Origin of the sequence: Mycobacterium szulgai, from assembly GCF_002116635.1 — a bacterium.
Taxonomy (GTDB): Bacteria; Actinomycetota; Actinomycetes; order Mycobacteriales; family Mycobacteriaceae; genus Mycobacterium; species Mycobacterium szulgai.
Genome location: NZ_LQPW01000034.1, coordinates 1 through 13,698 on the forward strand (window position 1 = coordinate 1; position 13,698 = coordinate 13,698).

Consider the following 13,698-nt stretch of genomic DNA (forward strand, 5'->3'; position numbering starts at 1 on the left):
CCCTTGCCCCCGACGCCGCCGGCCCCGCCCTGGCTCCCGTTCGCCAGCGCCAGCCCGCCCGCGCCGCCGGCCCCGCCGTTGCCCGCCAAGAGGCCGGCGGCGCCGCCGGTTCCACCGTCACCCGCGCTCACCGGACCCGTACCGCCGACCCCGCCGGCGCCTCCGTTACCGAACAGGCCAGCTGTGCTCCCACCGGCCCCGCCGTTGCCCCCTTGGACGGCGCCGGGTCCACCGTCGCCGCCGTGGCCGCCGGAGCCGAACCACTGGCCGGCGGCTCCGCCGGTGCCGCCAGAACCACCGTCGGTGAGCGAGCCGGAGCCGCCGGTCCCGCCGGTCCCGCCAGCGCCGAACAGCATGCCACCGGTGCCGCCGGTTCCACCGATCCCGCCGTTGGCGCCAGGTCCACCGGCGCCGCCCTGACCGCCAGCACCAAACAGCATGCCTCCGGGCCCGCCGTTGCCGCCATTCCCGGGAACACCGCCCAGGCCGAACCCGCCGAGGCCACCCGCGCCGCCGGTGCCGAACAGCAGACCGCCGGCTCCGCCGGTGCCGCCCACGTTGGCCAGGCCGGCGACGCCGCCATTGCCGCCGTTGCCGATGAGGATGCCGCCGGCCCCGCCGTTGCCGCCGGCACCGGACGCAATGCCCAGCCCGCCGGGGTTGCCGCTGCCACCCGGTCCGCCGTTGCCGAACAGGCCCGCCGCCCCGCCGTTGCCGCCGTTTTGGCCTGGCATTGAGCCGGACCCGCCGGCGCCGCCGTCACCCCATAACAGGCCGCCGTCGTGGCCGTTGCCGCCGGAACCCGCCGGCGCGTTGGCGCCGTTGCCGATCAATGGACGCCCGAACAGTTGCAGGGTGGGCGCATTGATGGCATCGAGCAGGTTCGTTGCGGCGCTGGCGGCCTCGGCTTGCAGATACGTGCCGGCCCCGGCGTGCAGTGTCTGGACGAACCGGTCGTGAAACGCCGATGCCTCGGCGCTGAGTGCCTGATACGCCTGGCCGTGCCGGCCGAACAGCGCCGCGACGGCGTTCGACACCTCGTCGGCGCCCGCCGCCAGCACGGCGGTGGTCGGCGTTCCGGCTGCCGTCGTTGCCGTTCTGATCGACGATCCGATACCGGCCAAATCCGCCGCCACCACTGTCAGCTGGTCCGGAATCGTGTACAGGAACGACATGCGAGCCCCTTCGGTTTAGTAGCTGCCCTGCCGTTCGAAGATCCGCCGCGGGTTGTCCACCAGCATGGTGTGCAGCTGCTCGTCGGTTACCCCGCGCTCTTTCAACGCCGGGATCACGTCGTTGTGGATGTGCAGGTAATGCCAGTTGGGTGCGGCCACCGGGAGCAGTTCCTCGGGCAGCGCGTCGAAATAGCAGTTGGCGTCGTGGGAGAGCACCATCTTGTCGGCATGTCCGCGCTCGCACATCGTCGCCACGATGTTGACCCGGTCCTCGAACGGCAGGATCACGTCGATGCCGAACCGGTCCATCCCCAGGTACGAGCCGGCCGAGATGAGCTCCTCGAGGTAGCCGACGTCGGTGCTGTCTCCCGAATGCCCGATGATCACCCGGCTCAGGTCGACGCCTTCTTCTTCGAAGATGCGTTGCTGCTCGAGCCCGCGACGCAACCCCGCATGGGTGTGCGTGGAGATCGGGACCCCGGTCTGCTTGTGCGCCTGGGCAACCGCGCGCAGCACGCGCTCGACGCCCGGGGTGATGCCGGGCTCGTCGGTGGCACACTTGAGGATTCCGGCCTTGATGCCGGTGTCGGCGATGCCCTGCTCGATGTCGCGCACGAACATCTCGGTCATGATCTCCGGGCCGCCCAACTGTGCGCCCGGACCCATGTAGTGGAAGCAGAACGGGACGTCGTTGTAGGTGTAAAGCCCGGTTGCCACAACGATATTCAGCTCAGTGGCCGCCGCGACGCGCGCGATCCGGGGGATGTAGCGGCCGAGCCCGATCACGGTGAGGTCGACGATGGTGTCCACGCCGCGGGCCTTGAGCTCATTGAGCCGGGTGATCGCATCGGCTACCCGCTGTTCCTCATCGCCCCAGGCTTCGGGATAGTTCAGGGCGATCTCGGTGGTCATGATGAATACGTGCTCGTGCATGAGCGTGACGCCCAGATCGGCGGTATCGATGGATCCGCGAGCGGTATTTAGTTCTGACACGTCACCGATGCTAAGTCGATCCGGTGCTAAACCAACAGGGGTCGCTAGCCGGAATGAACCACTTCCAGCCATTCCGTGGATTCCGGAGCCACCGAAGTCAGCTGCAGCCCGGCCCGGTCGAGTTCGCCGACGATGTCCTCGAGCGCCAGCACCTCGAGGTGAAAGCATTGCCGCAACTCCGATTCGTCGACGATCAACGCGTATTCGCCGTCGACGAGCCCGTCGGAATTGCGGTGGATCGTGACGCTGACCGTCACCTCGCCGATCGCCTTGGATTCCGTCCAGCCGGTGGGACGTGCGGTCCAATACGGCGGCGGCTTCCACTGGATGACGGCCTTGCCGGTGGGCTTGAGATGGTGTGCTATCGCGGCCAGCACCGCCCGGCGCAGGTCGGCGCCGCGGTAGTGAATCAGGTTGGTGGCCAACAGGACTGCGTCGAACTGCTCGGCCAGTCGCAGGTCCTCGATGCGGGCGCGTACCGGGCGCGCGTGCCGGACTTCGGCGAGCATCAGGGCGGAGTCGTCGACGGCGGTCACGCGGTGGCCGAGTTGGGCGAGCGGGTCGGCGATGCGACCGGTGCCGGCGCCGAGTTCCAGTACCGAGCTCCCCGGCGGCAGTAGGGCGTGCAGCTGCTCGGGCTCACCCGTCGGCGGCATTCGGCGGTAGAGGTCGACGAGGCTGCCGTCGGCCGTCCGCGCGGTGTCTGAGTCGAGGTGGCAGTAACACTGCGACATTGTGCGCCCCTTCTAGGCAATCTCGTAGAAGCTGACGCCGTCGAGGTAGCGCAGTGTCCACAGATCGCGAGCCACCACTTCGCCGACCTCGTGCACCAGCGTGACGAAGATCGGGTAGGTCAGGTCGTTGGTGGTGAGCGCCAGCTGTTGACCGGGATTGACCCGCAGCTGCATGTCGTGGAAGCTCGCCAGCTCCTTGATGGCTTCCAGGCTGTGGTAGGAGACCAGCGTGCCGCTACAGGGGGCCACCATGGTGGCTCGCGCGACATGTTGGCGCAGACGGTAGGGCCGCCCACTTCGCCGGACGAATGTCTCGGGCCGCACGTAGGCGTCCACCATCCAGTCGATCTGCGACCTGCCGGTGCCCAGACGAGCTCCTTCAGGCAGGTTGGCACCCGCTATCCGCGCTCCCACCTCGACCAGGCACGGCCCGTCCGGCGTCAGCTTGATCTCCGCGTGCGCCGCACCATGGCGGATACCGAGGGCGTCGAGCACCGCGCACGTGTAGGCAACGAGGTCGTCCTGCACTTCGCCGGTCGCCGGCAGTAACCGCCAGGCAACCAGCAGATCGGGAATACCGTTGGCGCTGATGCGATATGACTCCCAGATGTCGCACACCTCGTGCACCCCGTCGCGGCTGACGGTGTCGACCGTGTATTCGGTGCCGACCAGACATTCCTGTGCAACGACCCCGTCACGGCGGTGCGCCAGAATGTTCTCCCGCCCGTCGAGGCGCCGGAAGGCTTGCACGGCATCCTCGGGGGTGCGACACCAGGTGACACCGTCGTTGGCGGCGCTGCGCAGTGGCTTGAGGATGATCGTGCCACCAATATCGTTGTGCCACTGGCGAAGTTGGTGTTCGTCGTGCACCAGAATCTGGCGGGCGCCGCGCAGGCCTTGTGCTTTGATCCGCTCGATCATCAGGAACTTGTCGCGCCGGGCGGGGCTCAACGCTGTTCCGTTGGTCGGCGCGCCGGTAATCGGGTGCAGGGCCTCGCTCAACGCGTCGGCCAGCTCTACCCCGGGCTCGGTGCCGGCCACCACTGCAACCGGGTGGTAGGGCGCCAGTGCGGCCAGCGTCGCAGCCAGGCGGCGGTGCACGAGGTCGACGGTATAGGGGAATCGATCCGGCTGGCCGCGCAAACCGGTTGGCGCCTCCGCGGTGCTCTGTACCCGCAGCGGGGTATATCCCGCGTCCCGAAAGCCTTGGGCCAGTTGGGTTCCGATAGCGCCGTAGCTGTCGACCAGTACGACGTGTCCCAATGGATCGTCCGGCACGTCAGTACCCGGCCTGGTCTTCGAGATCGTGGTCTCGGGTGGGTAGCAGGAACGAGCGTTGACAGGTCAGGAACAGCGTGCCGTCGGCTTTGACGCCGCGCGTGGCGCAGCTGACTATGCCTTGGTTGGGCCGGGATTTCGACAGACGCTTGTCCAGGTACTCGGTCTCGGCGTAGATGGTGTCGCCGACGAAGACCGGGGCCACCAGGCGGATGTTGTCCCAGCCGAGATTGGCCAGGCCGCGTGCACTGGTGCTCTGCACGCTCATGCCGGAGACGATCGACAACGTGACCAGGCTGGACACCAAAGGGCGCTGCCACTCGGTCTTTTCGCAGTACGCATCGTCAATGTGCAACGGGTGCAGGTTAAGGGAAAGCAACGACATCCAGATGTTGTCGGCTTCGGTGAGCGTGCGGCCCGGGCGGTGCTCGACGATTGTCCCCACTTCGATGTCTTCGTAGACGACGCCACGCGACTCCCGCCACCGGCGGTCGCCCACCTGCTTATACGCACGGACTTGATCCATGGCCAATCCCATCCACTAGTGTTGTGCGTCAAGAGATTTCGCGTGACGCAGGAGGCGGTGCGCCGCGGCGACCATGGGCGGGCCGACCATCTGTCCGTCCAGGACACCGATCGCCCGAGACCCGCCGTCTACCATGCCGATCACGCGGCGAGCGCGTTCCACCTCTGCCGGCAACGGGGAGAAGGCCTCGTTGATCACGGCGACCTGTCGAGGATGGATCGCGGCCTTGCCGCCGAAGCCGAGTTCGCGGGATCGGTTCACATCTATCTTGAGGGCCAGATCATCGCCGAGGTCGAAGGTGGGCGCGTCGATCGCTGAGATGCCTGCCCCGGCCGCCGCCGCGACGATCCGCGAGCGTGCATACAGCAGCGGCTCCCATTCCATTGATATGCCCAGCTCTGCGGCGAAGTCGGCGGCTCCGAAAACCAGTGCGCGCACTCGCGGCCCGACGGCGGCGATCTCCTCAACCGCAGCCAGACCGGCCGCGGTTTCGATCGTCGCCAAGAAGGGGATGTCGCCAAGCTCACCCAGCATGTCCTGCAGCATGAGCAGATCGTGGGCGCTCTCGACCTTGGGGACCAGCAGTGCATCGGGACGGATGGCGCCGTAGGCGAGTGCCAGAATGTCGCGCAACCCGTCGGTGGTGCGCATGCTGTTGAACCGGAGGGCGCGAACGCATTTCGCGTTCCGTACGGACGCCTCGCCGAACATCGCGCCCGCTTGGCGGCGAGCCTGCGCGCGCAGCGCGGGCGGCACCGAGTCTTCCAGGTCCAGCGTGCATATGTCGGCCCCTGAATCCAGCGCCGCGTGGTACTGGCGCGGGTTGACCGCGCTGGTCATCAGCATGGTGCGAAACACCGCCGGCCGGTGCCCGGGCTGACTCACGGCGAAACACCAGCCAGCTCAGGGGATTCCAGCCCCACCAACTCGCTGACGGTTTGGCAGAACCGGCGGATGTCGTCCGGATCGTTGTCGGCGCGCAGCATGATCCGCAGGCCTGCCTGGCCTTTGGCGGTAACCGGAAAGAAGACCGCTGAGGTGTAGAAGCCGCGTTCCAGAATTTGACTGGACAGCCCGATCGCTTTGTCTTCCGCGCCGATTTCGATAAGCCGGATCGCGGTATCCAGACCCGCCTGCGGGGTGGGAATCAGGCTGTCGAAAAGTGCGGCATTGCGGCGCAGCTGCTGCTGGCGCTGTGCCAGCTCGGGTGAATTGTGCACCCGCAGCGAACCCAGGCAGCCGCCGATCGTCGGCCCGTTCTGCGGCTGCGACCAGGCCAGCGGTCCGCCGAATCGCATCAGCACGTCGTAGTGCGTCTCGTTGCCCAACATGATGACGCCCCCGGTCGCGCCGAATCCCTTCCCGAGCGAACCCACGATGATGGTCAGCGGGTTGAGCTCCTCGGGTATCAGCGACCGCACAATTCCTTCGCCCCGGGTCCCGTACATCGCCAACGAATGCGAGTCGTCGAAAAAGAGGTGCAACCCGTAGCGGTCCTGCAATTCGAGCAGCTCCTGCACCGGAGCGACGCCGCCCAGCGAGTAGGCGCCGTCAGCGACGTAGGCCACCCGCTTGTGCTTCTTGCACATGTCCTCGAGGTAGTCGATGTCGTTGTGCGGGCAGGTGAAGACCGGCGCCTCGTCGGCGCAGATTGGCTTGATGTAGTTGAGCGAGAAGTGGCTGTGCTTGTCGAACACCATGACGCGCGGTTCCCCGTCGTCGGTCAAATGGCCCGAAGCGATCAGCGGCAACACGGCGGCGCTGGCCACCGACGCAGAAATCGCGGCGACGCTGCGGGCGCGGTATAGGGCCGAGAGTCCGGCTTCGAGTTCGTCGAGCATGGAGAAGCGGATACGCAGCCGCGAGACGGGCAGCGCGAACGTCTGCTCGGAATCAATCGCCGTGCGCACGCCTTCTAGAACCCACGGATGGGAATGGAGTCCCAAATAAGAACACGAAACCATGTTGATGAAGCGATGGCCGTCGCGCTGGCGCTCCAGCCGATCGTTGCCGACATAGCGCACGCTGTTGTCCAGCAGGAAGTTGTCGGCGGCGGCTTGCCAGGCCGGGTTGCCGACGTCGACGGCTTTGGCGTTATTGCGGTATCGGTGTGCCCCGGCCTGTTCATTCGGGTCCATCGACAGATCTCCTTCAGCTGGTGTGTGCGGTAGCACAGACACGGAAATGGCCTTGGTCGCCAGCCCGTTCCTGAAGGTCCCGAAGGTTTCTAAGTCCCCGATCTCTGCCTATGCCGACCGCCCAAGTCTTTAGAAACTCTAAGAACAAAAGCGTTCGCGGCCCTCCACCGATCGGTCTGGACCGGATAGTGAATCTCGTGTCCCCTGATCGGGGGACATCGAAGGATGCGCGATTCATCCTGCTCAATGCCCGCTTAGTCGACAGACGCCGCCGCGCCGGTGGGGCAGGCTTACTGCGCATGGTGATGACCTGATGCCCTGGGCTGCCCTCATTGCCGGCAACGGTTTGCACGCGGTGATTACCGCGCTGTTGGGGTTGTCGATGATCAATCCGGCCGACAGCCTGCTGATTTTGGCGATCGCGGCCGCCGCGTGCACGCTGCTCGGCGCGCTGGCGGTTCGTGGCAACGCGGCCTCAGCTGCGGCAACGGTCGGCTCCGTCACCCGCACTCTGGGCTGGCTGAACTTGTGGACCGCGGTGACTTTCATCGCGTTCTTCCTGGGTGTGGCGGTTTACGGGGCGGTTGTCGTATTCACGTTGGGCGCCTCGCTGGCACCGCTTGCGGTGACGGCGTGGTCGGGTTTCCGGGCGAGTCGCGGCGACGCGGTGACACGGCCCAGTGCCGCTCAGTGGTGGGCGGTAAGCCTGCTCGCTGCGCTGGGTGCCGCGCTGGTGGTGGCGTTGGCCGGGTCGGATTCCCGCGGCATCGGGGCGCTGCTGGTCGCATCCGTGCTCGGCGTCATCGACGGCTTCGCGGCCGGCGGGGTGGCCATCGTCTCGCGCAGCCTGGGGGCCAACGGAGTCGGTGTGTGGCAGGTGATGGCACACCGCTACTACGCGACGGTGGTCGTGGCCGGCATCGCCTTGCTGATCTCAGTCCCGTTCGGTTTGCTGGCCGCGCCCAAGATGTCGGTCGGCATGTCGATCGGAGCCGCGTTCGCTTCGCTCGTGGTGCCATTCTTCTTGATGCAGTACGCAATTCAGCGTCTGTCGCCGGTAATGGTGACTGGAACGCTGGCTTTGATCCCGGCCATCGCCCTGTTCGTTGAAATAGTCGGCGGGCGCGCGGTGAGCTGGCCCGTGCTGCTACTTGCACTGCTGATTGTGCCCGCCAGCCTGGCGATATTGACCACCCAACAGAAGCCGGTAGCAGTACCGGCGCCGTCGCAACCGCGCCAATGGCGTACCGTCTACGCTCGTCCTTTTCCGAAGTCTCGCGCTGGGAGCCACCCTCATGCTGCTCAACCCCAACAACCTGCAACGCAAATATCCTGACCAGCGCTCAGCGGAGATCATGCAGGCCACGGTGGACTTCTTCGAGTCCCGGGGCAAGGCAAAGCTCAAGCATGACGCCCATGAGCGGGCCTGGTACTCCGACTTTCTCAACCACGTCGCGCAGAACCGCATCTTCGCGTCCCTGCTGACGCCGTCCGAGTATGGCGCCTCGGATGATTGCCGGTGGGATACCTACCGGATCAGCGAGTTCGCCGAGATCATCGGCTTCTACGGGCTGAGCTACTGGTACCCGTTCCAGGTGACCGCGTTGGGCCTGGGGCCGATCTGGATGAGCGACAACGAGGACGCCAAGCGCAAGGCGGCCGCCCAGCTGGAACAGGGTGAGGTGTTCGCTTTCGGGCTGTCCGAGCAGACCCATGGCGCCGACGTCTACCAGACCGACTTGATCCTGACGCCGTCGGAAAACGGCTGGGTAGCCAACGGTGAGAAGTACTACATCGGCAACGCCAACGTGGCCCGGATGGTGTCCACCTTCGGCAAGATCGAAGGCGCCGAGGGAAGCGAAGACGAGTACGTCTTCTTTGCCGCCGACTCCCAGGACGATCGCTACGAATGCAAGAAGAACGTGGTGAATTCGCAGAATTACGTGGCGAATTACGCACTGCACGACTACCCGGTCAGCGAGGCCGACCTGCTGCACCGCGGCATCGGCGCTTTCCACGCCGCTCTCAACACCGTCAATGTCTGCAAGTACAACCTGGGCTGGGGCTCGGTCGGCATGTGCACCCATGCCTTCTACGAGGCGATCACCCACGCCGCCAATCGCCACCTCTACGGCACCGTCGTCACCGACTTCAGCCACGTACGGCGGCTGCTCACCGACGCCTACGCGCGCTTGGTGGCCATGCGGCTGGTGTGTACCCGTGCGTCGGACTACATGCGCAGTGCGGCGGCCGACGACCGTCGCTACCTGCTGTACAGCCCGCTCACCAAGGCCAAGGTCACCAGCGAGGGTGAGCGTGTCATCACCGCCTTGTTCGACGTCATCGCGGCCAAGGGGGTGGAGAAGGACACCTTCTTCGAAACCGTCGCCCAGGAGATCGGCATGCTGCCGCGGCTGGAAGGCACCGTCCACATCAACATCGGGCTGCTGGCCAAGTTCATGCCCAACTACCTGTTCGCCCCCGACGCCACACTGCCGCTGATCGGCCGCCGCGACGACGCCGCCGACGACACCTTCCTGTTCAACCAGGGGCCGACCGGCGGCCTGGGCAAGGTGCGCTTCCACGATTGGCGCGCCTCATTCGACAGCTACGCCCATCTGCCCAACGTCGCGCTGCTGCGCGAGCAGGTCGACGTGCTGGCCGAGATGCTGGCCAGCGCTACCCCAGATGCGGCGCAGCAGAAGGACATCGACTTCGCCTTCGGCGTGGGACAGATTTTCGCGCTGGTGCCCTATGCGCAGTTGATCCTGGAAGAAGCACCCCGCTCAGGTGCGTCCGACGCGCTGATCGACGAGATCTTCGCCTTGTTGGTCCGCGACTTCAACACCTACGCGGTTGAGTTGCACGACAAGTCCGCCACGACCGACGAGCAGGGTCGTTTCGCGATGCGGATGATCCGCCGTCCGGCCCACGATGCGTCGCGCTACGAGCAGGTCTGGAAGGAATACGTCCTGCCGCTCAACGGCGCCTACGAGATGCGTCCCTAAATCCACGCCGCATTCACACAAAACGCAGGTAAAACTCTGGCTCCGGCGTAGATTCCTTCCTGTTCGGCCGATCGGGCACCTTTACCGGCGCGACCACCACCGCGCTCGGTGGCCAAGGTGGTGTCGGCGGGACGGGCTCCGTCATCGGCGGTAACGGCGGCCTCGGCGGCAACGGCGGCAACGGCGGGGTGAACGGAGCCGGCGGATTCTTCGGCCATGCGGGTTCGCTCGGCACGGGCGGCGCGGGTGGGACCGGTGGCGGTGGCGGTAGTTATGGAGCGGGCTCGTCGGGTGGTAACGGCGGTGGCGGTAAGTCCAACGGGGGGTCTGCTCGGAGGCGCGGGTGGCCATGGCATCGTCGGCGGCACCGGCAGTACCGGTAACGCCGGCAACTAGGGCGCACACTCCACGGTAGGTCAGCCGGGGGAATTCACCGGCCGATTGAGCGCTCGATATATCTCCGCCCGTATTTACAGCCTTTTCGCTTTTACGCGCCAGCGGCCGGACGTATTTGGAGTCCATGTGCGGGAAATGAAATTCGCTGGCGCCGGGTTGCTCTGCGGCTTTGTCCACGGAATTAATTTCGCCGCACGTTAACGACTTGACCAGGCATTTTACCGGTTGAGCGGGTCCTAATTCCAAATTGGTGTCATTCACCTGGCTGAACCCTGTGTACATTGGCGATGCATTCTCGGGGAGGGATTGCAGTCCAGCGAATTTGATGTCCAAGATGAGGAAATGAAACGGTGTCTTTTGTCTTTGCCACGCCGGAATCGGTGGCTGCTGCGGCGGGGGATTTAGCCAATATCGGGTCGGCTCTCAGAGTCGCGAATGCGGCTGCGGCGGCGCCCACCACGGACTTGCTGGCAGCCGGCGCCGACGAGGTGTCGGTGGCGATCGCGGCGCTGTTCGGTTCGCACGCTCAGGACTACCAAGCCCTGAGCAGGCAGGTCACGGTGTTTCACGACCAGTTCGTGCAAACCCTGACCACAGGTGCGGGTTCCTACGCCGCCGCAGAGGCCGTCAATGCCTCGCCGTTGCAGACGATCGAACAAGACATTCTCAACGTCATCAACGCGCCGACTCAAACCCTGTTCGGTCGCCCGCTGATAGGCAACGGCGCCGACGCCGCGACGCCGGGCGGCAACGGCGCCGACGGCGGTTACCTCTACGGCAACGGTGGAGCCGGCGCCCCTGGCGGCGGCGGCCAGAACGGCGGACATGGCGGTAACGCCGGGCTTTGGGGTGACGGCGGCGCCGGCGGAACCGGTGGGCCCGGGATGGCCGGTGGTGCCGGCGGGTCCGGCGGTTGGCTGTACGGCAATGGCGGCAACGGCGGCGCCGGCGGTGCGGCGGTCGTTGCCGGCGGCAATGGCGGCATCGGCGGCACCGGCGGAAGCGCGGGATTGTGGGGCGCCGGCGGCATGGGCGGCGCCGGTGGGGCCGGCGCGACGGGCGCCGACGCGGTCAACCCGGTGGCGCCGGGATTTGGAACGGATGGCACCCACGGGCCCGATGGCATCGATCGCGCGGCCTTCGACCCCGGCAATGGCACCGATGGTGGCGCCGGTGGCGCGGGGCACCTGCCCACTACCGGGGGCGGCAAGGGTGGCACCGGCGGTTATGGCTACAACGACACCTTCCAAACGACCACCGGCGGCAAGGGTGGCGCCGGTGGCGACGGGGCTGCCGGGGTCAACGGTGGCGGCGGCACGTACGGCGGCACCGGCGGCACCGGCGGCAACGCCACCAACGTCACCGGTGACGCCCGCGGCGGCGACGGCGGTGTCGGGGGCACGGGCGGCGCCGGAGCCCACGGCGGCGTCGGCGGTACCGGTGGCAGTGGCGCCGGCGGTACCGCTGGTCAGGGATTTGGCGGCACTGGCGGAGCGGGTGGCACGGGCGGTATCGGCAGCCGCGGCGGCGACGGCGGCACCGGAGGTACCGGCTATGGCACTACGGGCGTCGCCGGCGCAGGCGGCACCGGTGGCACCGGCGGGGCCGGGATGACAGGTGGCGCCGGTGGTCACGGCGGGGCCGGCGGCGCCGGTGGTCACGGGGGTTGGCTGGTCGGTGACGGCGGTGCCGGTGGCACCGGTGGGCTGGGTGCTGTCGGAGGACTCGGCGCGACCGGCGGTGTCGGCGGCGGTGGTGGCGCAGGCGGCGATCTGAGCAGCTTCGGTGGTGCTGGCGGCCACGGTGGCACCGGTGGTGTCGGTGGCACGGGCGGGTCCGGTGGCGGCGGCGGGTCCGGTGGAGTCGGCGGCGGCAGCGGCTGGCTGATGGGCAACGGCGGGTCCGGCGGCCACGGCGGCGGCGCGGGCGCCGGCGGCGGTGGTGGCTTCGGTGGCGACGGCGGCATCGGCGGCAACGGCGGCGCTGCCGCCACTCTGGGCGGCGCCGGCGGCGACGGCGGGTTCGGGGCGACCGGCGGCATCGGTGGCAGCGGCGGGAATGGCGGCAACGGCGCCGCAGGCGGCACCGGCAGCTGGTTCGGCCACGCCGGAACCGCCGGCGATGGCGGCACCGGCGGCGCCGGCAGTCTCGGCGGCGGCGGCGGCCACGGCGTTTCGGGTGGTTCCGGTGGCAGCGGCAACATCATCGGCAACGGCGGCGCCACCGGCGGCGACGGAACCGTCGGCGCCACCGGCGCCGATGGCAGCACCGGCAACGCCGGCTGATATTTCTGCGAATAGGCCTGCGGCCCAACGTATTCCGAGTCCATAAAGAGGGAATGAAATCGTGTCTTTTGTCTTTGCCACACCCGAAGCGGTGACTGCCGCGGCGGGGGATCTGGCCAATATCGGTTCGGCGCTCAACGCGGCCAACACGGCGGCGGGGCTTTCCACCACCAGCGTGCCGGCCGCGGGTGCCGACGAGGTGTCGGCGGCGATTGCGGCACTGTTCGGCTCGCATGGCCAGGAGTACCAGGCCCTCAGCGCGCGAGCGGCCGCGCTGCACGACCGGTTCGTCCAGACTCTGCAGGCAAACGCGGGTTCCTATGCCGGCGCAGAGGCCGTCAATGCCTCGCCGTTGCAGACGATCGAACAAGACATCCTCGGCGTCATCAATGCGCCAACTCAGACGTTGCTGGGCCGCCCGCTGATCGGCAACGGGGCCGACGCGACGACACCGGGCGGCAATGGCGGCGACGGTGGTTACCTCTACGGCAACGGTGGCGCGGGCGGGGCCGGCGGAACCGGCCAGAACGGCGGACACGGCGGTAACGCCGGACTGTGGGGCAACGGCGGCGCCGGCGGCATCGGGGGACCTGGGCAGACCGGGGGCGCGGGAGGGTCCGGCGGGTGGCTGTATGGCAATGGCGGCAACGGTGGGGCCGGCGGCACCGCGGTCGTTGCCGGCGCAAACGGCGGCATCGGCGGGGCCGGTGGCAGCGCGGGTCTGTGGGGTGCCGGTGGCCAAGGTGGCGTCGGTGGTGCCGGCGCGGCCGGCGCCAACGCGGTCAACCCCGTGGGGCCGGTACTTGGGAACGTCGGGCCCCAGGGCGCCGACGCCACGAACTTCGATGCACGCCACCCCGGCGCCGGCGCCGCCGGCGGCGACGGAGGCCCGGGCAGCCTGCCCAGCACCACCGGTGGCAATGGCGGCAACGGCGGCAACAGCTTTGTCAACAACACCGAGTCGGTATCCGGTGGTCACGGCGGTGGCGGGGGTGATGGCGCGGCCGGCGTGAATGGCGGTGCGGGCACGGCAGGCGGTCACGGCGGTAACGGCGGCTCGGCCACTAACACGTTCGCCAGGGGCAATGCCGTCAGTCGTGGTGGTGGCGGCGGCGACGGCGGTGGAGTCGGCGGCGGCAGCGGCTGGCTGATGGGCAACGGCCCT

The 13,698-nt window shown here is 67.7% G+C and carries 13 protein-coding genes; 5 read left to right on the forward strand and 8 right to left on the reverse strand.

The window, feature by feature from the left end; genetic code table 11:
• The 7 genes from AWC27_RS08590 to AWC27_RS08620 all read right to left on the reverse strand — a co-directional run.
• Positions 1 to 1,175 (reverse strand): PE family protein (locus AWC27_RS08590; protein ID WP_139836847.1); only part of this gene is annotated, 1,175 nt, incomplete at its 3' end.
• 15 nt (positions 1,176 to 1,190) lie between these two features.
• On the reverse strand, positions 1,191 to 2,168 hold the full coding sequence (locus tag AWC27_RS08595) for a phosphotriesterase family protein (protein ID WP_083116038.1): 978 nt from the start codon (positions 2,166 to 2,168) through the stop codon (positions 1,191 to 1,193).
• A 44-nt stretch (positions 2,169 to 2,212) separates the two neighbouring features.
• Positions 2,213 to 2,902, reverse strand: coding sequence for a class I SAM-dependent methyltransferase (locus tag AWC27_RS08600; RefSeq protein ID WP_083116037.1), 690 nt, complete (start codon positions 2,900 to 2,902; stop codon positions 2,213 to 2,215).
• A 12-nt stretch (positions 2,903 to 2,914) separates the two neighbouring features.
• Entirely contained in the window at positions 2,915 to 4,180 is a 1,266-nt protein-coding gene (locus AWC27_RS08605) for an ATP-grasp domain-containing protein (RefSeq protein ID WP_083116036.1), read from the reverse strand.
• Between the two features lies 1 nt (position 4,181).
• Positions 4,182 to 4,706: a MaoC/PaaZ C-terminal domain-containing protein gene (locus AWC27_RS08610; protein WP_083116035.1), complete on the reverse strand. Its 525-nt coding sequence runs from the start codon at positions 4,704 to 4,706 to the stop codon at positions 4,182 to 4,184.
• Between the two features lie 15 nt (positions 4,707 to 4,721).
• Positions 4,722 to 5,591: an HpcH/HpaI aldolase/citrate lyase family protein gene (locus tag AWC27_RS08615; protein WP_085670103.1), complete on the reverse strand. Its 870-nt coding sequence runs from the start codon at positions 5,589 to 5,591 to the stop codon at positions 4,722 to 4,724.
• Positions 5,588 to 6,844: an aminotransferase class I/II-fold pyridoxal phosphate-dependent enzyme gene (locus AWC27_RS08620; RefSeq protein WP_085670104.1), complete on the reverse strand. Its 1,257-nt coding sequence runs from the start codon at positions 6,842 to 6,844 to the stop codon at positions 5,588 to 5,590. The genes AWC27_RS08615 and AWC27_RS08620 overlap by 4 nt, the downstream gene beginning before the upstream one ends.
• A gap of 313 nt (positions 6,845 to 7,157) precedes the next feature.
• On the opposite strand from AWC27_RS08620, the gene AWC27_RS08625 reads away from it, so the two are divergent.
• Both AWC27_RS08625 and AWC27_RS08630 read left to right on the forward strand, forming a co-directional pair.
• Positions 7,158 to 8,180 carry a hypothetical protein gene (locus tag AWC27_RS08625; RefSeq protein WP_083116032.1) on the forward strand — a complete coding sequence of 341 codons (1,023 nt, stop codon included), beginning with the start codon at positions 7,158 to 7,160 and terminating at the stop codon, positions 8,178 to 8,180.
• Positions 8,140 to 9,852: an acyl-CoA dehydrogenase family protein gene (locus tag AWC27_RS08630; protein WP_085670105.1), complete on the forward strand. Its 1,713-nt coding sequence runs from the start codon at positions 8,140 to 8,142 to the stop codon at positions 9,850 to 9,852. The genes AWC27_RS08625 and AWC27_RS08630 overlap by 41 nt, the downstream gene beginning before the upstream one ends.
• Here AWC27_RS08630 and AWC27_RS32650 read toward each other — a convergent pair.
• On the reverse strand, positions 9,849 to 10,070 hold the full coding sequence (locus tag AWC27_RS32650) for a hypothetical protein (RefSeq protein ID WP_085670106.1): 222 nt from the start codon (positions 10,068 to 10,070) through the stop codon (positions 9,849 to 9,851). The genes AWC27_RS08630 and AWC27_RS32650 overlap by 4 nt on opposite strands.
• On the opposite strand from AWC27_RS32650, the gene AWC27_RS29975 reads away from it, so the two are divergent.
• The 3 genes from AWC27_RS29975 to AWC27_RS08645 form a co-directional block, all read left to right on the forward strand.
• Positions 10,069 to 10,248, forward strand: a complete 180-nt coding sequence (locus tag AWC27_RS29975) for a hypothetical protein (RefSeq protein ID WP_211281591.1) — start codon at positions 10,069 to 10,071, stop codon at positions 10,246 to 10,248. The genes AWC27_RS32650 and AWC27_RS29975 overlap by 2 nt on opposite strands.
• Before the next feature lie 350 nt (positions 10,249 to 10,598).
• Positions 10,599 to 12,533: a PE family protein gene (locus tag AWC27_RS08640; protein ID WP_085670107.1), complete on the forward strand. Its 1,935-nt coding sequence runs from the start codon at positions 10,599 to 10,601 to the stop codon at positions 12,531 to 12,533.
• 61 nt (positions 12,534 to 12,594) lie between these two features.
• Positions 12,595 to 13,698 (forward strand): PE family protein (locus tag AWC27_RS08645; RefSeq protein WP_139836848.1); only part of this gene is annotated, 1,104 nt, incomplete at its 3' end.